Here is a 26,340-nt window from a genome sequence, read left to right as displayed (position 1 = left end):
GCTGAGAAAAACACTATGTTTTCAGTAGGCATTCTTACGAGTACCATTTTCCCAATATAAATCCTTTCAATAGGCTCGAATAACGGGTGGGGAAATGCGTTTGTTGGAAGTAAACTATCGAAAATTTTATAATTTATTACAAGTAGTTTGTTGGAAACAGTTAAATGCTCTTTTGTTTATGTCCACATGAAAATAATAGATATGTTTTTGCTAAAGTCATTTGAGGTATTAGTTTAAACATAAATATTTATGAAAAAATATCAATAGAGTTCACTTTATAGGACAGACGATGGGGGAAGATTCACATCTTCAATTATCGTCTTTTTTGTATTATGTTTGACATAGAAAGGGGAAGTGACATCCGATGGTAGATACAAATTTAAAGGAACGAGTGTTTGCAACATTATATGGTGGAATTATCGGTGATCTAATGGGAGTACCTGTTGAGTTTAAGCAAAGAGGGACTTTCCATGTGCAGGATGTGACCGGGTATGGTACTTACAATCAGCCACCAGGTACTTGGTCTGATGATACTTCTTTAACGTTATGTTTAGTCGAAAATATCATTGAAAAAGGTGATACGAAAACCTTAATGAATAAGTTTGTACGATACATGGAGCAGGGCTATCTTACACCATTTGGAGAAATGTTTGATATAGGCATCACGACTGCTGAAGCCGTTACGAACTATAAAAATGGTGTTTTACCTGAGCATTGTGGGAAAACGGGCGAGTTTGATAATGGCAATGGCACCCTTATGAGGATAGCGCCTATCGTATTTGTGGTGATGAATGAGTTAGATTTTGATAAAAGAAAAGCGTGGGTACAACAATATACAGAAATTACGCATGCCCATCCACGTTCAATCGTTGGGTCCATCATTTATATTGAATTGCTATTAAGCTTGTATCGAAATAATACGCTAGAAGCAGCCTTAAAGGAGGTATATTCATTGCTCCAAAGTCATTTACAGGATGATCTGCGAGCGGAGCTAAATGCATATGCAAGGATTTTTGAGGAAAACTTTTTAAAGATTGCAGAGCGTGATATTAGCTCAAGTGGCTATATTGTCCATTCACTAGAGGCCGCAATCTGGTGTGTAGGTAATTCTACAACGTTTAAAGAGGCTATTCTAAGGGCTGTAAATCTGGGAGAGGATACAGATACCGTTGCAGCCATTACGGGCGCTATTGCGGGTATGTATAAGAGTATGGATGAAATTCCACATGAATGGTTGGATAAAATGATTAAGAAAAAAGAGATTGACCACTTAATCATGGCATTTTACGAATTTTGTGCAGCTTAGGTGTAAGCTATTTCAAACGAAAGGATGGTGACGAAATGTACCCACTACATAATAGTGCGGCGGCCAATCCACCTGCTACAGAGCACGAAATTCTACATGTGGAGAAGGGCCTGACTTTCCATCTCCCTCAAGTTTATTGATATGTCTTAAAAGAGATGAATGGTTTATCGTTCACTAACGGCGTGTTAATTTACGGTACAGTAGAATTGCTAGAAAGAAACGAGACTTGGGAAGTAGCAGAATATGCGAAGGGCTATATAGCCATTGGTGATGATGGGGGTGGAATGGTTTTTCTAATGAATAGACAAGGAGAGGATGGTCACGTTTTTGCGGTGGATTGTGGTGATATGAATCCCCAACATGCTACGTTAATCACATCCGATTTAAACAAGTGGCTACAAGATGGCTGTCAGTTAGAAACAATATAGCTATGCAACTATTAGAAGCTTATTCCTGCTCTTGGGAATAGGCTTTTTATTTGATTTTATGTCTATTTTTGGAGAATTTGATTTGAAAAATATAGCAAAATTATTACATATCCTATTAATTTTTTGTATTTTTTAGAAAATTATGTTGAATTATTGGAGGGAGATAGTATAATGAAAATATAGTTACATATATGGTTAATAATTACTTTAATAAAGAACTTATTGGCAAATACTTGTAACTATAATCTTAAAAAAACTAATGAAATGAGGCGATTTTAATGATTAACGTTATTCAATATTTAGAGCAAAATCCGTCGTTGGTAACATTGTTAAAAGAAAAAAAAGCTTCTCTTATTGGTATTTCAGCACTTGAACAAAAGGCAATCTTGGATTCGTTTGATGAAGATATATGTTTAGAAAGCACAATTTGGTATTAAATTTAAATAAAAAAAAATGGTTTTGGCTCACTATAAGTATTTATTTGGTATTAGGTCTATATTTACTAAATGTTACATATAGTGAGCCTGTTTTGAGTTTGAAGGTACAAAAAGCGGATGGACAATGGATTTTAACGGAGCCATATTACAAAGAGTGGGCTGAAAAACAGCAACTTACTACAGGGGATATTATTTTAGAAGTTAATGGTATAAAAATAGACAATATTCAAGATTTAGCGTATGAACCTGTAGTTCGATCTGCTAGAGAATTGACTGTAATGAAAAGTAATGGGACTGTTATAAACTTAAAAATAAAGTTATCTGATATACCTCAACAATTTTATTATGTTTTAATAGTCCCTTTTTGTTATTTTATACTAACTTTGCTTATCACTTTATATTTAAAATATAAACAAAAAAATACGATTCTTATTAATTTGTTAATTCTTTTTATTTTAACAGTTTCATTGGCTTATGTTAGTAGTGGAGCTTCTAGTAGATTAAATATTGTAGGTATTATAATCAACCGTAGCAGCATGTTACTATGTTTAGTGATATTAATGCACTTTTTGAAGATATATTTTGAATTCATAGATATAAAATGGTTGTTTATAAAGCGAATTAGTACTGTTTATGTCATTCCTATTTTTGGTGTATTACTTAGTATTTTCAGTGTTCTGTATCCTTCAACTCATTTTCAAAATTCATATATCATTTTGGGGTTATTTTTCTTCTTATTACTATTAATTCTTGGAATTATAATAGAAGGATATTTCAAATATAGAACTCCACAATTAAAAATACTATTAAGTAGTATCATCATCCCATTTTTGCCTTTTTTATTTCTTTACGCACTACCTGAAATCCTATTTCATAAACAACTATTATCCGCCGATGTATGTTCATTATTTTTAATGCTTATTCCATTTAGCTTCATATTCACACAGCTAACTGAACGTATTTTCGATATGGAGTATTTTATTTCTCGATTACGTTATTATTTTAATTTTTCCTTTGGCTTTACAATTTGGTTATTAGCCGGTTTATATTTATTGACTGATCTATCCATTACGCGCATGACGGAGATTTTCTTTTTTGCCTTTCTATCGTTAATGGCTTTGTTTTATATAAAAGAGCGGATTGATTATCGAAAGCGGAAAATTTTATTTTCTACAAAAGGGGATTACATCCACCGCTTGTATACAACCGTCGATAGTATTGGGAGAGTTGTAAAGATTGAGGATTTATTGGAGAAATTTGTGCAGGAGGTTGTGCTCCAGCTTGAAATGGAAAGGGTATATGTTTTAACCTATGATTTTCAAACACATCAAGTGACATTGACGAACAAATCCAAGGAATACACGCAGCACCAGATTGATGAGGTTCTAGTCGAACGATTAGGTTTAGGGGATATTAAAAAAACAGATCATTTCTATATCGCCTTTATTCATCAAGATGCAAATTATAAACGCATTCTTGTTGTGGATCATAATAAATCGATTTATCTGAAGGATGAGGAATTGTTATGGCTCGAATTGCTGCTGCTCTATTTAAATAATTTTATCGAAAATACAAAAATGGTCGAGGAGCTACTAAATCAGTTAAAGCATATGAAAGAGGCTGATAATCGACAGCTGCCATGGCTCAACAAATTACTTTGGCTACGCTTCGAGGAAGAAAAATATCAGCTTGCTCAGGAACTTCATGATACGATTTTACAAGAACAGCTTCATATTGCGAGAGAAATGGGTGTCCTCATGCATACAAAGGAAAAAGAGGAGATCCCCACAAAACTTGTGAAGCTTCATGAACATATGCTTACCTCATTGAATGATTTAAGGGGCTATTGTGAAAATTTAAAGCCTCCACTCTTAGATACATTGGGTTTAAATGCAGCCCTTGAGAAGCTTATACAAAAAATCCATAAACGTGCTGATTTTGTCTTGATCTATACCATTGACCGTCTTTATTTAGAAGATGAGCGTTTGAATTTAATGATTTATCGACTGTTCCAAGAATTATTAAACAATGCTTTAAAGCATTCGTATGCCAATACAGTAGAAATTTATTTATTGGGCACCGAAGAGGGCTTTGAAATATTGTATACCGATGATGGGGTGGGTTGTCATATAGATGATATTTTACTTGCCGATTCTATGGGCATTCAAGGTATGCAAGAGCGAGTTCAGGCTTTTAATGGGAAATTCACCTTAGACAGCAAAGTAGGAGAAGGGATGACCATTCGAATTATCGTAAGTGAAACGAATCATACACACTCTTATACGTATAGTACCCTGAACCGTCCAACTTATATGATTCGTGGATAAGCAAATGAAGCGGAAGCACATAGGCATACTTTTTTTCACCTTTTAATCTCTTCGTCGATGCTACGAATGTGGGTTAGAAGGCTTTTGTTTTTTCATAACATTTTATACTAGTGAAACGCTCTCATTAGAGATCCTATTATTTGAAGTGTCATTGCTAGTAGGTGGAAAGTATTGCTATAATATGTGATATATACATAATGTAAGGAGCGGGTTTTGAATGACTAAGGCAAAATTCTTACTAATGGCAGTAGCCCCAGCAGCTATTATTATGCCTATCGATGCACATGCTGCTTCAGAGCAGGTAACTATTGAAGGAAGTGGTATGGTAGGGACAGAATTAAAGGCTGATATCACCTCCTTACCAAAAGATGCTAATTATCAGTACGAATGGTATTTTGTGAAAGCGGGCGTAGAGGAGCTGCTTTCTTCACAAACTAGCAACGTCTATTTAATACCTTCAGATGCATTAGGAAAATCCATTATTGTTAAGGTTACAGATGACCGTGGGAAAATGTATGAAAGTAAAAAAATCGTTGTTAAAGGAACTCTTTTGACTGAAGGCAATGATTATGTGAATGGTAAGTTAGTCGCTAAAATTGAAGGTTTATCAAGTAACACAAATAAACCGACTGTATTTACAAATTTTCAATGGTATGTCCTAGAAGATAATAAGGCGAAACCCATTGCAAATGAAACGAAATTAGAGCTCGTTATACCACCTTTAGCTGCTGATAAACTGATCTTTATGGAGGCCAAAACAGAAGATGGTTTGGTATATGTAAGTCCGAATAAAAAGATTCAGAAGCTGAATTTAAGTATAGAAGCAATCGAATTTGAAGGCTTCACAGGTGGAGATTTTGTCGTGCCTGGAGATACGCTTAAAGTGAAAATCCCTGTCATAACAACAGAAACGGATACTTCACAAAAAATCACGTTAGAGTCGAAACAAATTTCGTTTACCTACCAATGGCTATATAAGGTAGGGAGTAGTTATTCTATCATCCCCAATGCCTCCACTCCTTCCTATATGATTCCTAAAGATACACAGGATTCAGCAATGAAGGATATTGTGGTGAAGGTTACTGCAAAAGTGGGAGATCAAGTGATTTCTGGTATTGCCGTAACGCCAATCCGTATTTCAGACAATCACATAAAAGCTATTGAAAAACAAATTGCCACGTTGCTCACAATGGATACCCAAAAACGTGTTATCTATAGAGAAGATATAAAGTCAGTTCTATCTCAGATAGACAATCAATATCAAAAATTAACACCAGCAGCAAAGGCACAGGTGACAAACTACTCGATATTGCAGCGTGCTGTAGCTGATATTGCCAAAGTAGAGCGTCTTGCAGCGCAAATAAAAGCATTAGATGGAAAGAGTAGCCTCCAACAGCTTCAACAACTAAAGGCTGAATATGATCAACTGGATTATTTACAACGAAGCTTAGATGCTGGTAATATTTATCAGCAAATAGTAGATTTATTGCTGAAAAATCCAGATAGTCAAAAGGAGCTTGCAAAGCTTGGTGAAATCAATAGACTGATTACAGAGTTATTGGGAGACGGTATGGATCCGATCCCACAATACGCTTCAGAAACAATGAGTATCTTAGCGGAAAAAATAGCAGATATAGATGCTAAAATTAATGCCCTTTTACCGGAGTATAAAATGATTGTGCAAAATCAAGCCATTTTAACAATGGCAAAAGCGGATTTAAAAAGTGCACAAAAATTTGAAAAGCTATTTGATAAATTGCAAGGGCAGACGCCTAAACAAAAGGTAGCAACAGCTAAAAGCATTCGGTCAGCCTATTTGAAGCTGAACTTACGTCAGCAAGGATTGGTAGAATATAAGCTACCCCTCCTAGTGGAAGCTGAAAACGCAGAACGTACGACAATCGAAGAGCTGGAGCAATTGCTAGCCGAGGTGAAAGGGGCAGCAGGATTAGCGAATGAATGGGAAACACTTAAATCGAAAGTTAATACCATTATCTCACTGCAAAAAAGTTTAAAGTCCTATAATGATATGGCGACAAAAAACGAAATGCTTCAAATGCAAAAGGATTTAAAGGCTGCTGAAAAAGTCATTATCCAAATAGAAAAATATAATGCGCTATTGAAACCTGAAACGAAATTTAACAAAATACAGTCTGCCTTTCATTCTGCATTAAAAGCGTATAATAAATTAACCATATCTCAGCAAAAGTATGTTTATAATGCTACTCTTTTGAATGAAATTCCTACGAATAATGAGATTCCTGGTGAGACAAGTAACGATGCAACTGCAGGTAAGAAATTCAGTGATGACATTAAAAATGTTCTTAACGATTCGTCTGACTTTGAAAGCTATGCTAGAGCTGTGGACGAATTAGTCAATAAATATAAAGAGTTGCCTAAAGGCGTAAAGAAATATGTGATAAATTATGCAGACTTAAAAGCTGCCGAAGCCAATGTGAGAGCGGTCCGATCCTTTGATAAGAAGGTCAATGAGGCATTATCTGTGGCAGATTCCACTAAACAATATTCGAAGCTACAGGCTGTTCAAAAAGCATACAGCAAATTAAATGCCATTCAGCAAGAATTAGCTCAACCTCTTTATGTAAAAATCAGCAATAAAATCGAAGAATATACAGAGAATTATAACGACTTAAATAAAGAACTTATGGATGCAAATGGCTATATTTTTTCGCTAACTGAAGTAAAGGATATGATTAACAAGTACAATGCTCTTTCCTCTGCTGAGAAAAAACTAATTACCAATGCTCAGGATCTTAAACAAGCAATAAGTGACGTCAAAGCTGTTGAGTCCTTTATTAAGAAATTCCAGACGAATCTAGAAAAAAATCCATCGGCGATTATGAAAGATTTTCGAAAGCTCACAACGCTACAGATTAGTTTATTAGAGGGCTATGAGGCCGAGATGAATGGACAGTTAACGAGTTTATTGGAAGAGATTCAAAAAATGGAAACAAGTGAGCAAACAGCCAATGATCTTGTATTAGAGACGATTGATTCAATCAATGAATTACAAATAGATGGATATTATGTGTCGGACTTAGAAAATCGATTAATTGATATAAAGAACAAATATAATCACTTAACAGCTATGCAACAAAAACTTGTCAAAAATTATAGCAAGCTCACACAGGCTGAAAGTGATTTGCAAAAAGTGAAAGAAGTAATATTACTTAAAGATGATGAGGAAGCATGGCAAAAGGCATATAACAAATTATCTAAGAAATTAGAACAGCTATATGAATCAATAAACTCATAATAAACAGCAATCTAGCAGTCAATCTCTGCTAGATTTTTTATTGTTTAATCAAAATATTATTATTGTTTTAATATTAATTCAGGAGAAAATACACTTTTTAGAATTCTTTCTGCAGAACAAAGGAAATTATGGCTTTATGGTCGATATAATTCATTAGATGGATAGAGGAGGTTAATCGATTTGAATAAGAAATTATTTTTAACAGCAGCAGCTATTCCTGTAGCACTTATTGTACCAACCGTAGCAGATGCAGCAGAAACGGTTATCATTACTGGACAAAATATTGTCAATGAAACATTAACAGTTGATAAATTGCCAGAAAATACAGTAGTTAATGCTTATCAATGGTATTATTTAGAGAAAATTGATGGTGAAGATGGTTCAAAAAATACGACGAATAAGCCAATTTCAGGTGCTACATCGTCTACTTTAAAAGTACCAGTTGAAGCGGCTGGAAAATCAATTTTCGTGGAGGCTACTACAACTGATGGTAAAAAGTTTCAAAGTGAAACACGTAAGATTAATCAATTAGATCTTGAGATAACAGCTCCAACGCTGGAGGGCTATTCCGCTTCTGATTTTGTTGCACCTGGGGAAACCGTTAAAGTGGCAGGTGTTACTGTAACGGATAAAGCAGGCGCGAAATTACAGAGTGGCCAAATTACATATAGTTATCAATGGTTTTATAAACTTGGTGATAGCTCCTTTACCATTATTGAGGGAGCCGCTGGTGGCACATATACAATACCAAAGGATGCCATTGAAAAGGGCATCAAAGATATTATTGTCAAAGTAAAAGCACAGGTAGGTACTGCGTTTGTGGAGTCAGATTTCTCTACCGCTATTACTGTATCTAAAGAACCAACGGATACGTTAATGAATGATATTAAGGCCTTACTGGTGCATGATAATCAATACAATGTATCGAGCCTAGAATCATTTAAGGGACAGCTAACAGCATTAGAAAGTAAATATCAAGCCTTATCAGTACCAGCTAAAGCAAATGTGTCCAATTATGAAGTCCTAAAGAGAGCACTTGCTGATGTGGAACTAGTCAGTAAATTAGAAGAAAAAGTCGATAAAATAAAGGACGTTAATGAAAAAGACAGACCTAAATATATTCAAGAAATTGAAGAGGCATATAATAAGCTCGATCAGTTACAACGTAGCTTAGATGTGAATGATACCCTATATACAAACATTAAAGATCTTTTAAATGAGCCAAATGACCTTGAGGAAATAACAGAAGTACGAAGACTAAATCAAGCAATTGTTCATTTACTATCCTACGAGAATTCTCTCGCGCAATATGTACCTTCAGATAAGGATGCCCTACAAACGCTAGTTACTAGCATTGAAGCGGATATCGCAAAGCTATCCCAAAATTACCGAGGCGCTATTCAAAATCAGACTATTTTAACGGAAGCTAAAGCGGATATTAAAAAGGTTGAGCAATTTATTAAGTCATTTGATAAATTATCACCAAACAATACGCCGAATAAGCAAGTTACGGCTGCCAAGTCCATTCGTTCTGCCTATGAAAAATTAACATATAAGCAATTAAAATTAGTATCAGATACGTATTTGCAGCGTTTAACGGTTGCAGAAAGTGCTGAAGAAAGTCAAATTGCTGCACTAAATCATGATATAGACAGCTATATTGGAGATGATATCTATCCAATCAATCCATCGGCTAGTTCATGGCAAAGTCATGTCAATAATGTTAATCGAATGATTAAAGAATATAAGAGCTTAACGAAAGCGTCAGCAGCACAAATTATTGGATATGATGATCTTGTCACGCTACAAAAGGATTTGAAAACGGCTGAAAAAGTAATAAAAGATATGGACGCTTATCAGAAGTTGATGGGCATAACAGGTGTTAAGGAAAGTAAATTGACTTCAAGTTATTCCAGTGCGTTAAAAGCTTATAATAAGCTGACGACATTACAACAGTCTCTTGTATATAATGCAGATGATTTTTTACTGAATACGCCAAAAGTTTCGATTGATGACAATGGTAAAGTGCCTGCTGATAAGGCAGCAGCTGAGGCTTTAAAGGCGAATATCGCGAAATTGGCAAATGTTACTACATTTACATTTAAACAATTAGAATCTGCTGTTGATACAGCATCAGAATCCTATAAAGCACTATCTTCTGGTGGAAGAAAATACGTGACGAATTATTACTTATTAACAGCGGCGAAGAAGGATATTTCAGGTGTAAAATCATTCCATAAAAAAGTACAGACAGCTAGAGAAGAAACAGATGCTGCGAAACAAGCTAAAAAAATTGAAACGGTGCAAAAGGCTTATGCAAAATTACCTGCAAATCAGCAGCATTTAGCAAAAGAACAGTATGAAGCTTTATTAAATAATCAAATTATCGATGAAAATGCACCGAATATCACACAGCTAAATAATGAAATTGCAACAATCGTTTCAAATGATCTCTATACCGTTTCAATGGAAAAAATTCAAAATCTTTCTACACAATATAGTAGCCTTAGCTCAAGTGATAAAAAGCTGATTACGAATTATGATATTTTAAAAGCTGCAATAGCTGATGTGAAAAAAGTAGAATCCTTTATGAAGACCTATGAAAAATCGTTTAGTAGTAATCCGAGCACAGTCATTAAGGCATTTGAAAAGCTAACGTCTAAACAAGTGAGTCTTATTGATGCGGCGACTAGACAATTAATTATGGAGAAGCAACAAGGTCAGCAACAAACGAATGAAAATGCTTTAATGTTAATTGAATCCATAAATTCTCTACTTGTAAAAGGCGAGTATGTGGATGGTTTAGAGGACAAAGTGAAAGAAATTCGTGCCAAGTATGATGAATTAAGTGCTACTGATAAGAAAATTGTTAAAAATTATTCGAAGCTAACTCAGGCTGAAAATGATTTGAAAAAGGTAGCAGAAGTCCATGCTTTATACAAAGCAGATGGCGATGATGCGGCTCGGAAGGCATGGCAAACTGCTTATGGTAAGCTTTCCAAAAAATTAGAATTACTTTATACAAAAATGTATCCAACTGAAAAATAATTTTTATTCAAAGATGGCCCCGAACTATTTTCGGGGCTTTTCTTTATACAGGAAGCCATTTTTATTTGTCTTGTCATTTAATTGTCCGCTATACTATGTACAACAGAGAAAGAAAATTTTTACATAACGATTGCAGTTGCACAAAGAAGGTAGGAACGAAAGATGTATAAAATAGGTGTTGTTGGTCCCGTTAAATCCGTTGAAAGAATTATTGCATTAGCACGGGAAATTGAACAGGATATGGAATTTATTCCGTATGTTTATGAAGTAGCAACTGAAACAAAGCATCTAGTAGAGAAACATAATCAGGGCGTGGATTTCTGGCTATTTTCTGGCTATATCCCTTATAAGCTTGCTCGTCAAACGAATGTTTCTCAGGAGAAATTGGCTCATATTATTTTTTCAGAGGCTGCCATTTATCGTGGATTTTTAGAGCAGTCCTATCAACAAAAAAAGTTTATTGAAAATGTTAGTATCGATATCATCCCATCCCCTTCTCAAATGGCGTCAGAGAGTCTCGCGGAGATTCAGCACAATGTAAATCACATGTATTTAAAGGAATTCGATGTGGCCATTGATCCGCAGGAGTTATTTAATTTCCACTATAGTCTCTGGCAGGAAGGAAAGATTGATTTTGCCATTACTTGCTATCCTTCTGTTGATGAAGAGCTGAGGAAACAGGGTGTTCCATCTTATTGGGTTTCACCGACGAAAACGGAAATTTATCATACCGTTCAGCTTTTTACTGAAAAAATCAAAACATCCTACTATAAAGAAACACAAATTGGTGCAGTTATGCTTGAAATAAAGGACTTCGATTCATTGAAAGAGCGTATGAAGCAAGGTTATCGCATTCAATATTTAGAATTGCGCACGAAGGAATATTTGCTCCAGCTTTGTGAACAGATAGATGGCTCTCTTATTGAAGAGGGAAATGGAAAGTATACTATTTTTAGTACAAGGGGAGCCATCGAAGGACAAATAAAATTTTTACAAGAAAAAATGTACCAACTGTCGATCGAAATGGAAGCAAAGGTGACAGCAGGCATTGGTTTTGCTCAAACGGTATTTAATGCTGAGTTACATGCACATCGAGGACTAAGACAGACAAAGGAAAATGAAGCGATTGATATTGTCATGATTCAGGATGATGGCACGATTATTGAATCGGTTGGGAATGTAGAAGAGCTTGCTTATTCCTATCGAGCAGAAGATCCTTATATTTTAGAAAAACTAAAAAAGGGTAATATTAGTATTAAAACGTATATGAAAATAAATGCACTCGTGCAGAAAATGCACTGGAAGCATTTCACAACAAAGGATTTAGCGACACAGCTTCAAATGAGCGAAAGAAATGCCCAACGGATCGTAGCTGATTTATGTAATGTAGATTTAGCGAGAATCTGTGGAGAAGAGTTACAGCATACACGTGGTAGACCAATAAAAATGTATCAGCTTGTTTAGAATCTTGCAAAAATGTCCCAAACCATTAAATGGTTTGGGGCATTTTTTTGCTATTTTTAGAATTAGGCATTTTTTGAGCAACCCAGCTACATCAACGAATTGTACACCTTTTTAGTAAATCAAAGACGATTATCTATTAGAAATTTTCAAAAAAATATTGTCATTTCATAGAACTTTGATTATTATACGAATATATAACGAAAATGTCGGTATATAAAAGGGGTGTTGATTTTACTAGTTATGGCAAGGGGGCAAAGATCATCAAGAACAATAAGAGCAATGAAGCAAACATTGCAATCAAGAAAATGTTTCTGATCAATGGGAGGGATATGAATGACAGCAAATGAAGTAACGAAAAAATCTAGAAATGTCATCCTTGCACTATTATTTTTAGGTTGGTCTTTAGGTAATTTAGATCGCTACATTATGAACTATGCAGTTGTATCGATTACGGGTGATTTGCAACTGGATGCATCTTCTACGGGTATCATTTTAAGCGCTTTCTTTTTAGGCTATGCCATTATGCAAATACCAGGTGGCTGGCTGGCAGATAAATTTGGCGCTAAAAGAATTTTATTGATGGCTGTTATTATGTGGTCTATTTTTACGGGTCTAACAGCGATTGCTTGGTCATTAACAGCGATGATTGTGATTCGATTTTTATTTGGGATTGGCGAGGGTGGATTTCAGCCAGCAAGCTCTAAAATTATTGCCACAATCTTCCCAAAAGAGGAAAGAGGCAGAGCGATGTCCATCATGCTTACTTCTGGTGGCATTGTTTCACTCATCGTGCCGCTGCTAGCAGCTTATTTATTAGGGACGATTGGCTGGCGCATGATGTTTATCATTATTGGAGCTATTGGCGCTATTATTGCCTTTTTATATTGGAAATATATTAAACTTCCACAAAACGAAGCAGAAGATGCTAGTACAGAAAATTCTGCACACAAAGTGAACTTTAAAGAACTATTGAAAACACCGTTGATGTGGAATTTAATTATTGCTTATTTCTGTATTTATGCCGTGAACTGGGGCTTGGTTTCCTGGATCCCGACTTATCTGCAAAAAAATCGCGGATTGGATCTAATGTCCATTGGCTGGGCACAAACAATTCCTGCCATTACAACGATTATTGGTGTGTATGGTAGTGGATATATCATTGATAAGCTACCAAAAGGAATGGAGAAAGTGTTAGGCTCCATCTCCTGTGCAGTTATTGGTCTTTTATTGTATTTAATGTTTACTGCAAAAACAGTGACGTTATTTATTGGTTATCAAACAGTTGTTTCTATCTTTATTGCGTTTGTCATTACATTACTACCTGTTATTGTATTGAAGAAATTACCCTCTTCGATCACAGGTTCGGCAATGGGGATTGCGAATACAGGGGGGCAATTAGCGGGCTTTGTCACGCCAATGGCGATTGGATTTATGGTCGATGCCTTTAATGGCTCCTTTGATGCAGCCTTTTGGATGTTAATTGGCTTTGCGCTTATCTGTATTGTGTCGCTTGTCACCCTAAATGACCAAAAAGGAATATTGTTGAAAGCATAAAAATTGGAGGGAAAAAAATGAGTTTTCATGAAAAAATTTCTGCGTTAATTGAAGCCAAACAAGAGGCAAGTGTAGCATTAAGTGATGCTATTTGGGCTGTGCCTGAGCTTCATTTTCAAGAGAAAAAATCCATGCAATATTTGAAAGAGGCGTTAGAGAAAGAGGGCTTTCAAACAGAGGTTGGCGTTGCTGGACTTGAAACGGCGCTTGTTGGGACTTTTGGTTGTGGAAAGCCTGTAATTGCCTTTTTAGGTGAATATGATGCACTTCCCGGTTTGAGTCAAAAAGGTGGGGCGACACAACATGAACCTCTTGAGAATGGTGGAAGCGGACATGGCTGTGGTCATAATTTATTAGGAACAGGTGCATTTGCAGCTGCTGTTGCAGTGAAGGATTACTTAGAGCAAAATCATCAATCAGCAACAATCCGTTTTTATGGCTGTCCTGCAGAGGAAAATGGATCTGGTAAAGCTTATATGGCGAAAGCTGGTCTTTTCGACGATGTGGATATTGCAATCTCTTGGCATCCAGGTACATTTTCAACGGTTATGACTTGTAGCTCTCTAGCAAACTATGCCGCAACTTTTAAGTTTACAGGCAAAAGTGCACATGCCGCAGCCGCACCACACCTTGGAAGAAGCGCTTTAGATGCTGTTGAGCTTATGAATGTTGGGGTAAACTATTTACGAGAGCATATCATTCCAGAAGCTCGTGTCCATTATGCTATTACGAATTCAGGTGGAACTTCACCGAATGTAGTACAACCATATGCAGAGGTAACGTATCTGATTAGAGCACCTAAAAAGCAGCAAGTGCAGGAAATTTATCAGCGTGTTGAAAATATTGCTAAGGGTGCCACACTGATGACAGGCACATCAGTGGAAGTTGATTTTGAAGGTGCTGCTTCAAATCTGATTACTAATAAAACGCTTTATGATGTGATGTATCAACAAATACTTGAAATTGGCATGCCACACTATACAATAGAGGATGAGCAGTATGCGCAGGCTATTTTCAATACGTTTACTCCTGAAGTACAAGCCGCCTCATTAATAGGCTTGCGTAAAGAAGATGTCAAGCAATTACAGGGAAAAGTGATTGCTGATCACGTTCCAGGCATGCTACCCGAATTTATTATGGGTGGCTCAACAGATGTAGGAGATGTCAGCTGGAATGTACCAACTGTACAATGTACAACGGTATGTATGGCATTAGGAACACCACTACATACATGGCAGGTTGTCTCTCAAGGAGTTATGCCAATCGCGCATAAAGGGATGCTACAAGCGGCTAAAATCATGGCTTGTACGGCTATTGCGGTGCTTAATAATCCAGCCTATATCGAGGAAGCGAAAAAGGAATGGCAGGAACGTCTTGATGGAGAAACATATGTATCATTAATTCCAGAGGGAACACAGCCTCCTAAGCCATAAAAGGCTAGCGACATTGGATGGAGTCTTCATAGGAGAACTATGAAGGCTCTGTTTTTGCCTCATTTTTGAAAGGAGAACACAAACATGTCAATACAACCACATCAGCAGGATCACCTTATGACACAATGGGTATCGCAGTTTCGCACTGCCGCCAAAGAAGGTCAATGTGCTAGCTATATCCCTGCTTTAGCCAAAAAAGATCCGAACCAATTAGCGATTGCGATAATCGGTTCAAATGGCAACGAAATCAAAGCAGGAGATACTACAGAACTATTTACACTTCAAAGTGTTTCTAAAGTGATCACATTTATATTAGCCTGTATGGATCGAGGTTTACCTTATGTACTAGAAAGAGTAGATGTGGAACCAACAGGGGATACGTTCAACTCTATTATTCGCTTAGAAAGCCATCAACCAGGGAAACCGTTTAATCCAATGATAAACGCTGGGGCCATTACGGTGTCCTCGATGCTGGCTGGTCATTCACCGCAAGAGAAGGTCATAAAAATTCTACAATTTTTAGAACAAATCATTGGCAAGCAATTAAGTATTAATGAAGAGGTATTCCAATCAGAATGGCAAACCGCCAATCGTAATCGAGCATTGGCCTACTATTTAATGGATTCAGGCTTCCTAGATTGTCCAGTAGAGGCGGCACTTGAGGTGTATTTGAAGCAATGTGCAATTGAAGTCAATGTATCAGATTTAGCGATGATTGGCTTAGTAATTGCCAATGATGGCTACCATCCATTGTTAAAGAAACAGCTATTTCCTAAACAAGTGGCGAAATTAGCGAAGGCTTTGATGGTGACATGCGGTATGTACAATGCTTCAGGAAAGTTTGCAGCCTTTATTGGCCTGCCTGCTAAAAGTGGTGTTTCCGGTGCGATTCTTACAGCTGTTCCAGGTCATGCAGGCTTGAATTCCCCATTTCCTACTGGCTGTGGTATCGGTATTTATGGGCCAGCAATCGATCCAATAGGAAACAGTGTGGCTGGTGTGCAGTTACTAAAGCATTTAGCGACAGAATGGGATATGACTATTTTTTAATGCGTGAAGATGACTTCAGCACTTAGGCTGAGGTCATCTTTTTTTCATGTTATAAAGAATGAATAAGGCTATAAACCAAATTGGTGTTAATAGTAGAGCTGTACGTGTAGCCTCAGAAATAAACATTACAAGTAAGAGAAAGGCAAAGAATGCTAGAATTACATAGTTGATAAAAGGTGTCAGTGGTGCTTTAAATTTCGATGCTTCATGTAAGGCGCGATTTTTTCGTTGATAAATAATGTGAGAAATAACGATAATGCTCCACACCCAAATAAAACAAATGGCACTAATTGTCGTCACAATACTAAAGGCATTTTCTGGCATCAGCTTACTTAACAATGCACCTACTGATACAACAATAGCTGAAATAACAAGCGCATTACTTGGCACGCTGTTTTTGTTGAGCTTGGCAAATGTAGGTGATGCTTGTTTATTTTTCCCAAGATTAAAGAGCATCCGACTTGTTGAAAATAAACCACTGTTACCTGCTGAAGCGGCTGAAGTGAGTACAACAAAATTTATAATACCCGCAGCAATCGGAATGCCAGCCAGTGTAAATACTTGTACAAAGGGACTGCTGGAGGCAGACATTTCATACCATGGATTGATACATAAAATCACAAACAATGCACCTACATAAAAGAGTAAAATACGAAATGGAATTTTATTAATGGCAGAGGGAATATTTTTTTGAGGATCTGCTGTCTCAGCTGCTGAAACCCCCACTAATTCCACGCCAACAAAAGCAAACACAACCATTTGGAAAGCCATTAAAAAGCCGTACATTCCATTTGGAAATAGACCACCGTGTGCCCAAAGATTTTCCACTGCTACCGTTCCTGAGCTAGTTTGAAAGCCTGTCACAATCATAATCAGTCCGATGATGATAAGAACCACAATCGTAATCACTTTAATGATGGCAAACCAAAATTCCAATTCACCAAAAAGTTTAACAGTTAATAAATTGAGTAGTAATAATAAGATTAAGCAACCAATGGCTGGCATCCATTGGGGGATATCAAACCAATATTGTGTATAAACCCCCACCGCGATAATGTCCGCCATAGCTGTCATAATCCAACAGAACCAATATGTCCAACCTGTCACATAGCCTGCCCAAGGACCTATGTATTCGGATGCAAAATCCGTAAATGATGTGTAGCCTGCATTGGATAATAGCAGCTCACCTAATGCACGCATCACAAAAAATAAGGCGGTACCGACAATTAAGTAGGCAAGGATGATAGAAGGGCCTGCAAGGGCAATGGCTTTGCCAGAGCCTAAAAATAAACCCGTCCCAATTGTTCCACCAATGGCAATAAGCTGCACATGGCGATTTTTTAAATCTCGTTTTAATTGTTGCTGTTCCACGTTAATCCCCCTCAAAGATACATAAAAAACTATGACTGGAAAAACAAAAAGAGACTAGTTGTGACACTAGTCTCGGAAAAACGTCAGAATAACAAATACCATTTAGTCACGAATGTTACACGAAATAGATGTACTATTCGTGTGACATTGCTAATAAAAGCTGATATTACTCCTCTGTCCTTTTGCCTGAGATAGTGAACCCTTCGGCGACGCACATGGCGCTCTCTCCAGAACTGCTCCTGCTATAGTTTAATCCATAGCATTCATAGCTTATTAACTTCATAATCAATTATTATTGTAAGATATTATACATCCTATCAGTGCTCGTCCCATTATTCAATAATAAATTCTGACTATTTTCAGAAAAATAGCAGAATAGGACGCAATATGCTAAATCTCTAACGAAAAATAGTATTTTTGAACATACAAAATATTTGATGGGGTGCTATTTAAAATGAGGTAAAAATGAATCAGTGTCGTGGAGGATTTGCATAAAGATAGTGTTGGCGTGGTTGATTTTGTAGGGAGCTTACTACTAACGTGTTGAAGGGTGCTATTGGGGAACCTGATTACTAAGTGACATTAATTCGCTCACTAAGGTGTCAGAGCGCTTAGCTCTATCAAAGAACGGATCATTTACAGTCAGGAATTGTTAGTAAGAATGAGCTATATATTTTGTCTCTCGTCGCTATCCTTTTTTCTGCCCAATGCATGATTAGGGGCTTGGTGAACAACAAGCTAGTACTTAAGCATTTGCAATAGATATAATATAGTAGAAACTCTGAATTTTTTTAAAAAGAAGCCGTCTCATAGTTCTTTGAGACGGCTTCTTTTTTCATGTGGACATTAATATTTTTTGGCTTTTATTTTACCTGTCCAAGTTTTGAATCCACCTTGAAGTTGGTAAATTTGGTTGTACCCACGTTTTTTAAGAAATAGTGCAGCACGTGAGCTACGGCCTGTATTTTGACAGTATAGATATACTGGTAAATCTGGGCGGATTTCTTTATAACGTTGACGTAGTGTTGTGGAAGGAACATTTCGTGCACCAAGAATATGACCAGCATCAAATTCTTTTTGTTCACGTACATCGATTAGCTGGGCTTTACGATAGCCTTCTATGAATTGCTCTTGTGTTAAGTTGGTTACGGCTTTTTTGAGTCGTAGTGCATTAATACCGATATATGCAATTATGACTACTAAAACGACACCGATTGTGATAAGTATGTCCAAGATTTTCTTACCCCTTTCTATCTTCTCTATTATTATAAAAGATGCGCTAGCGATAGTCCAATGAGTTTGATAAAATTAACTAGGTTGTGGCGAATTCGGCTATATCATTACGAAAGTACATCGTTAGCAACTTACACTGTAGCTAATTTTTGTGAGGTTTGAACCACAGGTGGGGCCTGAGGGATCATTTTATATTTGTAGGAGATGAACATATGACAACTTGGTATTTTCTAAATTCAGGGAAATGTAGTCCTTCTTTTAATATGGCACTAGATGAAGCATTACTTGACTGGCATAGTGAGGGGTTAATTCCACCAGTGATTCGTTTTTACGAGTGGGAGCCTGCGACACTATCGATTGGTTATTTTCAACAGGCTAAAAGAGATATTAATTTAGATGCTGTACGTGAGCAAGGCTTAGGCTTTGTGCGTCGTCCAACGGGTGGACGAGCTGTCTTGCATGAGCATGAACTCACATATAGTGTCATCGTTACGGAAAGCTATCCGGATATGCCAGAGTCTGTGACAGAGGCATACCGTGTATTAAGTGAGGGAATCTTGCAAGGGTTCCATAATCTTGGGATGGATGCTTATTTTAGTGTACCTGATACAGAGGAGAAAAGAGCTGACCTCAAGAGTCCGAAAAGTGCTGTTTGCTTTGATGCGCCAAGTTGGTATGAGCTGGTCGTTGAAGGAAAAAAAATAGCGGGAAGTGCTCAAACACGTCAAAAGGGTGTTATTTTACAGCACGGCGCCATTTTATTAGATTTAGACCAAGAGAAGTTATTATCCGTATTTAATTTCTCAAGCGAAGAAGCGAAGAATCGTATGCGCAGAAAGTTACCGGAAAAGGCGGTTGCCATCAACAGTCTTGTTAAAGAACCAGTAACAGTTGAACAATGTGTAACAGCTTTTCGTGATGGGTTTGCAAAATCGTTGCAAATTGAATTAAAACCATTTACACTTTCTGAGGAGCAGTTAGAATATGTTCGTGCATTAGAAGAAAAAAAATATGCAAGTGATGAATGGAACTTTAAAAAGTAAAAAATGGTATGAAAAAATATTTTTTTAACGTTGACCCTAGTAATAACAAGTAGTTCGGATTCTAATAAAAAAAGCAAGAGTTGAATTAAAAAACTATATATAGTATCTTTTTTAAAGACAAATACACAATATGTAGTGTTTAACAACACATGATATTGTGTATTTATTTTGTAATGAAGATAGCAAGGGAGGCAAAACGATGGTAATCACAAATCATCAACCCGAAGTAAACAATCAATTTGAACAGTTAAACAAAGATATCGAACAATTCCCACAAGTACACCCAATAACGCCTGATATGCATATTACGCATAAAGGCGTATCTAGACTTGTTATGATCGATCGCTACTCGTTTAAAGACACAGAAAAGAAAACACTGAAAGCCGGTGACTTTGTTGTTTTAACAGTAAAAGCTGATCCAAAATTCCCTGCACGTGGTTTAGGGACAATTCAAAAGCTGGACATGTCTACAAAAACAGCGGATATTCTGATTGAGGAAGATTACCGCAGTGCATTAGACGATCCGCAAGAGCAAGAAACGGGTGTAATTACGCGTTCAATTGACGTGCTTGAAAAGCCTCTTGAAATTTTTTATGAACAAATCGCAAAACGAAATGCAACAGGCCTTGCCGCTGTTGAAAAAACACCAGAGAAACGCCAAGAGTGGTTTGAGAAGTTTTATAAGCAATTAGTTTCATTGAAATTTATTCCAGCAGGACGTGTCATTTATGGAGCTGGATCTGAAACAGATGTAACCTTCTTTAACTGTTACGTAATGCCGTTTGTCGCAGATTCACGTGAAGGCATCAGTGATCACCGTAAGCAAGTAATGGAAATTATGAGCCGTGGTGGTGGCGTAGGGACAAATGGTTCAACATTACGTCCACGCAACACACTAGCACGTGGTGTAAATGGTAAATCATCTGGCTCTGTGTCCTGGTTAGATGATATTGCGAAGCTGACTCATCTTGTCGAACAAGGTGGTAGCCGCAGAGGTAAGCATAATCTAGGTGCTTCTGCGTAAACAAACCTCGTGAACTGCTGGGAACTCTTTAACGGAAATATTGTCACTTTAATCGAGGTGGGAAATATGGATGTTTATGATGCGATACAACCACAAACTTGTTTAATATGTGGCTTTACAATAAATCATAATAAACAAGGATGGTTTACGTCTCATTTGAAAAATGAGCATAACTTAACATTAGATAATTATTTAATATCTTATTTTTATCCAATAGAAATGGTGATCTGCCAATATATTTTATGTAATAAAAAGGTTAAACTGAGGCGAGGTATTCCAAATCAATTTTGTAGTAGAAGCTGTCGAGGAAAAGGTGAGCCTTTAACTTGTGTAATTTGTGGAAAACTATTCGATGAAAAACATCGGCAGACTAAAACTTGTAGTAAAGAGTGTGCGAGTAGACTTCGATCACAAAATACAGGTAAGTGGCATAATGACATGCCAAATGAACAAAAAAAGTTTCATTTTAAAAATATCATTTCAAAAACAGCTGAAACTAGAAAAATAAATGGAACGCCTTCATGGAATAGCGGTAAGACAGGGGTTTATAGTAAAGAAACCATTGAAAAGATTCGACAAGCTGCATTAAAGCAAATAGAGAGGGAAACGTTTAGAAAAACTAGTATTGAAACAGCTTTAGAGAATTTCTTAGTTGAACAATCAATCACCTACAAATATTCCTTTATATTTGAAGGTGCACAATTTGATTTCTTACTAGTTGGGACAAATATTCTAATTGAATGTGATGGTGATTTTTGGCATGGGAATCCAAAATTTTATTCCTCTTTTTATGAGGTACAAAAGAGAATAAAAGCTAGGGATATCGAAAAAAATCAAATTGCAGCAGCTAATGGATACACTTTACTCCGTTTTTTGGAAGATGAGATAAAAAATGATTTTGAAAATGTTAAAAAACGCATTATAAATGCACTGCTAGCTACAACGTAATCGGAAACGGTAAACGTGAATGCTTGAAAATAGCAGTGGGATAAAGACAATCAGCAGCCAAGCTCCTTTTAAAGGGGAAGGTTCAACGACCATCGAAAGCACGCTAAGTTAGCGGAAGTGAGTAGAGTAGGAGTGAAGCCACTCCGAAGTGCGAGGGCATCTAATTGGATGTAAGATATGGTCTCAACTTCTATGGTGACATAGAGAGTGGGTGTAGCGAACCCGCGTAAGAAATCGGCACAAATGATTATGCTAGCAGATTGGCATCCAGATATTGTGGAATTTATTATTTCGAAAATGCAAAATCCACGTATTCTGCGTTACCTGATCGAAAATACAACGGATGAAACAATCATTCGTCTAGCAAAAGAAAAATTAAACTTCAAGCCACTTTCTATGCAAGAAGAAGCGATGTATCAAGGCATCATGAACTACAAAAACATTGAAGGCTTAGGTGGATTCGATACAGCGATCATTCGTGATGCTGAAAATAAATTACGTGATGGTGGCACATACACAGTTCATAACCCAGAGTTTTTAACAGGTGCCAACATTTCCGTGACATTAACGAAGGAATTTATGGAAGCAGTAGAAAAAGACGCTGACTTTGAGCTTCGTTTCCCAGCTGTGGAGGAATATACAAAAGAAGAAATGAACGTGTACAATACGAAATGGCATGAAGTGGGCGATGTTCGCGAATGGGAAAAAATGGGCTATAAAGTCCGCACATACCGTACAATGAAAGCAAAAGAATTATGGAATTTAATAAACGTATGTGCAACATACTCAGCAGAGCCAGGTATTTTCTTCATCGACAACGCGAATGACATGACAAATGCAAAGGCATATGGTCAAAGTGTTGTAGCGACAAATCCGTGTGGTGAACAACCACTTGCACCATACTCTGTGTGTAACTTAGCAGCTGTGAACCTTGCACAGTTTGCGAATAAAGAAAATCAATCAGTTGATTACGAAGCACTACGTGAAACAGTTCGTGTGGGTGTTCGCATGCAGGATAACGTTATTGATGCGACTCCTTACTTCCTAGAAGAGAACCGTGTACAAGCCCTTGGCGAGCGTCGTGTTGGTTTAGGGGTTATGGGCTTAGCAGACTTACTTATTTACTGTGAAAAGGAATACGGTTCAGAAGCAGGTAATGCTTTAGTCGATGAAATCTTTAAAACAATTGCGGAAACAGCCTATGAGGCGTCTACAGAGCTTGCGAAGGAACGTGGTAGCTTCCCATTCTTAGTAGGTGCTACTGACGAAGAAACAGCTTGTTTACGTAAAGCCTTTACAGAGACAGGCTTTATGCAAAAAATGCCTGCTCACATCAAAGAACAAATTCTAGCGACTGGTATTCGTAACTCGCATTTACTAACTGTTGCGCCAACGGGTTCGACAGGAACGATGGTAGGCGTAGCGACAGGTCTTGAACCATACTTCTCCTTTACGTACTACCGTTCTGGTCGTTTAGGTAAATTTATTGAGGTCAAGGCTGAAATTGTAAAAGAGTATTTAGATCGTCATCCTGAAGTAAATGAGCAAGAGCTTCCTGAATGGTTTGTCACAGCAATGGAGCTAAAACCAGAAGCACATGCTGATGTTCAATGTATTATTCAAAAATGGATTGATTCATCCATTTCTAAAACAGTGAATGCACCAAAAGGCTATACAGTACAGCAAGTAGAAAAAGTATACGAGCGACTATATAAAGGTGGCGCTAAAGGTGGCACGGTCTATGTGGATGGTAGCCGTGATTCACAAGTTCTTACACTAAAAGCGGAAGAAAATGATATGGATCAATTATCATTTGAAGAAGAATTAGTCGAAGAGCATACAAAACGTCCAGTCGTATTAGTAGATACAATTCAAGCATTAGAGTTTACAACGGTTATCGGCTCAGATGTAGGGAATACATGCCCTGTTTGTCGTAAAGGAACAGTCGAAGAAATGGGTGGCTGTAATACATGTACAAACTGTGGTGCACAGTTAAAATGTGGTCTGTAAATTTGAATTAGAGTCACGATATTTATCAAACAGATACAAAGTTTAAAATAAAGTCGCGACATTTATAAAAATGTTACGAAGCTACGCCTCTTTGGATATTCATATATCTAAAGGGGTGTTTTCATCGTGAAAAGGTTCTTCCGTTAAAGGGCCTTTCATTAGTATCAAGAAATGCTTGTGTATATTTTCTCTTTAGCATTTTCATCCCCAAAATTGAAAAGTAATTATCAAATTATAGCTGCCGAATTTTAATTGCTATAGAAAGAGTGGTTTAGTTTAAGTAGAAAAAGGCTCTACAAAGCATCTAGATTGTGAAGGGGCAATTAAAAAATTCCTATAAGAAAGGACAAACTTTGATGAAAAAATATTTAAAAGGCTATGCTTTAGGGGCTTTATTAGGTTTATTATTCTTTTTGCCTGTATTTAACCCTGCGTTAAGAGTTAATTTTCAGCAACATTGGGTTGCAATAGTCATCTTTACACCAGCCATTATCTATATGATATTAAGCTATGCCGAATACAGTGAAATTTCCTTCAAAAAGGAAAATATCATAAAATCGGGATTCTTTTTACTTGGTATAATTTTGAGTATATACGCGATGTATTCTATTTGGGGATTCCCTGAATAAAAGCACGCATTACTCAATTTCTCAGTTATTTAGTACTGAAGATGACTAACAATCCTCCGTTAACAGGTGCATTTTTTTCATAAGGAGTGTGTCTTTTTCCATTTAAGGGCCAGATTGTGGAATAACACTTTTTTATAAAAAAAAGTCCACTGACCAATTCACAAATTCTTTAAAAATAATATTTATACCCATTTCAGTCTAATTACCGATAGCATATTAAATGATTATCCTTTATGGTTAATAGGTCGTAAAAGACACTATCAGGAATATCCTGCAAATATTGAAATGATAGGTGGAAAACAATGAATTATCAAGTTTTATTATATTACCATTACACGAAGATTGAAGATCCAGCTGCGTTTTCAGCAACGCACTTAGCAATGTGTAAAGAAATCGGTTTAAAAGGTCGTATTTTAGTAGCTAACGAGGGCATTAACGGTACTGTTTCAGGTACGATTGAGCAAACAGAGCAATACATGGCAAACATGCAAGCTGACTCATTATTTGAAGGTATAGTCTTCAAAATTGATGCAGTAGAAGAGCATGCATTCAAAAAAATGCACGTACGCCCACGACCTGAGTTAGTAAACTTAGGCTTAGAAGAAGACGTGAACCCACATGAATTAACAGGTCGCTACCTGTCACCAGAACAATTCCTTGCTGAAATGCAAGATGACAATACAGTAGTATTAGATGTGCGTAACACGTATGAGTACGATGTCGGCCATTTTCGTGGCGCGATTCGACCAGATGTACAAAACTTCCGTGATACACCAGAATGGGTACGTGCAAATCGCGAGCTGTTCGAAGGGAAAAATGTTTTAACCTATTGTACGGGCGGGATTCGCTGTGAGAAGTTTTCGGGCTGGATGAAACGTGAAGGCTTTGGCGATGTTGGTCAATTACATGGCGGTGTTGCAACATACGGAAAAGACCCTGTTGCGAAAGGCCAATTATGGGACGGTCAAATGTACGTATTTGATGAGCGTTTAACGGTGCCAATCAATCAAGTAGAGCATGTGATTATCGGTCGTGATCACTATGACGGTGAACCTTGTGAACGTTACATTAACTGTGCAAACCCTGAATGTAACAAACAAATCATTGCATCTGAAGAAAATGAAGCAAAGCATTTAGGTGGCTGTACAATCGAATGTACAAAGCATGCGCGCAACCGCTACATCGTGCGTCACAATTTAACAGAAGAGCAAGTAGCTCAAGCAATTGAGGCTTTACAAGAATTAGCATGAAAAGCTTTCTAAATTAAATAGCTTCCATAACCTCAACCAACTATTTAGAAGGACCTAAAGCACCCTATGTAAGTGTTCAAACTAGCCATTTCAAAATTGGACTAGTTTGCTCGCTTACATAGGGTGTTTATTCTTTGATGGAGGTTTATTATTAACTGGTACATATATGTTGAAATAATACAATCTAGTACCTTCTGCCCCGTAAAAGCTAGACACAAAATCTAACTTTTACGGGGTGTTTTTATGATCAATAAGAAAATAAAAACCGTACTACGTTATATAAATGGACAAGAAAGCATCCATCATATTGCGCGAGAAGAGGGTGTTAATAAATGAGAATTAAGGACTTAGGTTTGTTTATATGAACATATGGTGTTGAATATTGGCCATTTCGCTCTATGCTATTTTATTTGCTAACACAATCTATCTCGCTGCTTCTCTAAGTGAGGCTTAACCGAAGTAAAATAATGATATTTTTTTGTCTAAATTAGAAGGAAGTTATTCCCTT

The 26,340-nt window shown here is 36.9% G+C and carries 16 protein-coding genes, 2 pseudogenes and 1 riboswitch; of the genes and pseudogenes, 16 read left to right on the top strand and 2 right to left on the bottom strand.

All coding sequences use genetic code 11. The features are described from left to right. The first annotated feature begins 364 nt into the window (after positions 1 to 364). The 10 genes from V6670_RS14255 (at position 365) to V6670_RS14210 (ending at position 16,324) form a co-directional block, all read left to right on the top strand. Positions 365 to 1,306 (top strand): ADP-ribosylglycohydrolase family protein, encoded by a 942-nt coding sequence (locus V6670_RS14255; protein ID WP_338651467.1) that lies wholly within the window; start codon positions 365 to 367, stop codon positions 1,304 to 1,306. A gap of 155 nt (positions 1,307 to 1,461) precedes the next feature. After that, positions 1,462 to 1,734: an SMI1/KNR4 family protein gene (locus tag V6670_RS14250; protein WP_338651466.1), complete on the top strand. Its 273-nt coding sequence runs from the start codon at positions 1,462 to 1,464 to the stop codon at positions 1,732 to 1,734. A 278-nt stretch (positions 1,735 to 2,012) separates the two neighbouring features. Further along, complete coding sequence (gene comX / locus V6670_RS14245) at positions 2,013 to 2,171, top strand: competence pheromone ComX (protein WP_036125665.1); 159 nt, start codon at positions 2,013 to 2,015, stop codon at positions 2,169 to 2,171. Then, positions 2,144 to 4,498: an ATP-binding protein gene (locus V6670_RS14240; protein WP_338651465.1), complete on the top strand. Its 2,355-nt coding sequence runs from the start codon at positions 2,144 to 2,146 to the stop codon at positions 4,496 to 4,498. Before comX ends, V6670_RS14240 begins: the two co-directional genes overlap by 28 nt. 217 nt (positions 4,499 to 4,715) lie before the next feature. Next, entirely contained in the window at positions 4,716 to 7,775 is a 3,060-nt protein-coding gene (locus V6670_RS14235; protein ID WP_338651464.1) for a hypothetical protein, read from the top strand. 180 nt (positions 7,776 to 7,955) lie between these two features. Then, positions 7,956 to 10,823, top strand: coding sequence for a hypothetical protein (locus V6670_RS14230; RefSeq protein WP_338651463.1), 2,868 nt, complete (start codon positions 7,956 to 7,958; stop codon positions 10,821 to 10,823). A gap of 162 nt (positions 10,824 to 10,985) precedes the next feature. Beyond that, complete coding sequence (locus V6670_RS14225; protein WP_338651462.1) at positions 10,986 to 12,287, top strand: hypothetical protein; 1,302 nt, start codon at positions 10,986 to 10,988, stop codon at positions 12,285 to 12,287. Between the two features lie 333 nt (positions 12,288 to 12,620). Then, a complete protein-coding gene (locus V6670_RS14220; RefSeq protein WP_058844015.1) occupies positions 12,621 to 13,841 on the top strand; it encodes an MFS transporter in 1,221 nt (406 codons plus the stop codon). Positions 13,842 to 13,858: 17 nt separating this feature from the next. Further along, positions 13,859 to 15,274 carry a M20 family metallopeptidase gene (locus V6670_RS14215; RefSeq protein WP_338651461.1) on the top strand — a complete coding sequence of 472 codons (1,416 nt, stop codon included), beginning with the start codon at positions 13,859 to 13,861 and terminating at the stop codon, positions 15,272 to 15,274. A gap of 84 nt (positions 15,275 to 15,358) precedes the next feature. Beyond that, the gene (locus tag V6670_RS14210) at positions 15,359 to 16,324 is read left to right on the top strand and encodes a glutaminase (RefSeq protein WP_141905486.1); all 966 of its coding nucleotides are present in this window, start codon (positions 15,359 to 15,361) and stop codon (positions 16,322 to 16,324) included. Positions 16,325 to 16,357: 33 nt separating this feature from the next. Here the strand turns inward: V6670_RS14210 and V6670_RS14205 are convergent, their stop codons facing one another. Continuing rightward, on the bottom strand, positions 16,358 to 17,695 hold the full coding sequence (locus V6670_RS14205; RefSeq protein ID WP_141905485.1) for an amino acid permease: 1,338 nt from the start codon (positions 17,693 to 17,695) through the stop codon (positions 16,358 to 16,360). A gap of 164 nt (positions 17,696 to 17,859) precedes the next feature. Then, a riboswitch (glycine riboswitch) is annotated at positions 17,860 to 17,936 on the bottom strand. A gap of 605 nt (positions 17,937 to 18,541) precedes the next feature. Then, complete coding sequence (locus V6670_RS14200) at positions 18,542 to 18,928, bottom strand: rhodanese-like domain-containing protein (RefSeq protein WP_036122960.1); 387 nt, start codon at positions 18,926 to 18,928, stop codon at positions 18,542 to 18,544. Between the two features lie 212 nt (positions 18,929 to 19,140). Between V6670_RS14200 and V6670_RS14195 the strand changes: the two genes are divergently transcribed. The 6 genes and pseudogenes from V6670_RS14195 (at position 19,141) to V6670_RS14170 (ending at position 25,832) form a co-directional block, all read left to right on the top strand. Then, positions 19,141 to 19,971, top strand: coding sequence for a biotin/lipoate A/B protein ligase family protein (locus V6670_RS14195; RefSeq protein ID WP_186436230.1), 831 nt, complete (start codon positions 19,141 to 19,143; stop codon positions 19,969 to 19,971). 199 nt (positions 19,972 to 20,170) lie between these two features. Continuing rightward, positions 20,171 to 20,968 (top strand): annotated as a pseudogene (locus tag V6670_RS14190) (ribonucleotide reductase N-terminal alpha domain-containing protein); the annotation flags it as partial. A 93-nt stretch (positions 20,969 to 21,061) separates the two neighbouring features. Continuing rightward, a complete protein-coding gene (locus tag V6670_RS14185) occupies positions 21,062 to 21,943 on the top strand; it encodes a DUF559 domain-containing protein (RefSeq protein WP_338651460.1) in 882 nt (293 codons plus the stop codon). A 228-nt stretch (positions 21,944 to 22,171) separates the two neighbouring features. Next, a pseudogene (locus tag V6670_RS14180) lies at positions 22,172 to 23,953 on the top strand (vitamin B12-dependent ribonucleotide reductase); the annotation flags it as partial. 311 nt (positions 23,954 to 24,264) lie between these two features. Continuing rightward, complete coding sequence (locus tag V6670_RS14175; protein ID WP_338651459.1) at positions 24,265 to 24,582, top strand: hypothetical protein; 318 nt, start codon at positions 24,265 to 24,267, stop codon at positions 24,580 to 24,582. A 302-nt stretch (positions 24,583 to 24,884) separates the two neighbouring features. Continuing rightward, positions 24,885 to 25,832: a rhodanese-related sulfurtransferase gene (locus tag V6670_RS14170; RefSeq protein ID WP_089934547.1), complete on the top strand. Its 948-nt coding sequence runs from the start codon at positions 24,885 to 24,887 to the stop codon at positions 25,830 to 25,832. Positions 25,833 to 26,340: the final 508 nt, after the last annotated feature.

The organism is Lysinibacillus sp. Y5S-8, from assembly GCF_036894365.1.
GTDB classification, from domain to species: Bacteria; Bacillota; Bacilli; order Bacillales_A; family Planococcaceae; genus Lysinibacillus; species Lysinibacillus fusiformis_D.
The sequence above is the reverse complement of the archived record's forward strand: the minus strand, read 5'-3'. Positions and strand labels throughout refer to the sequence as shown.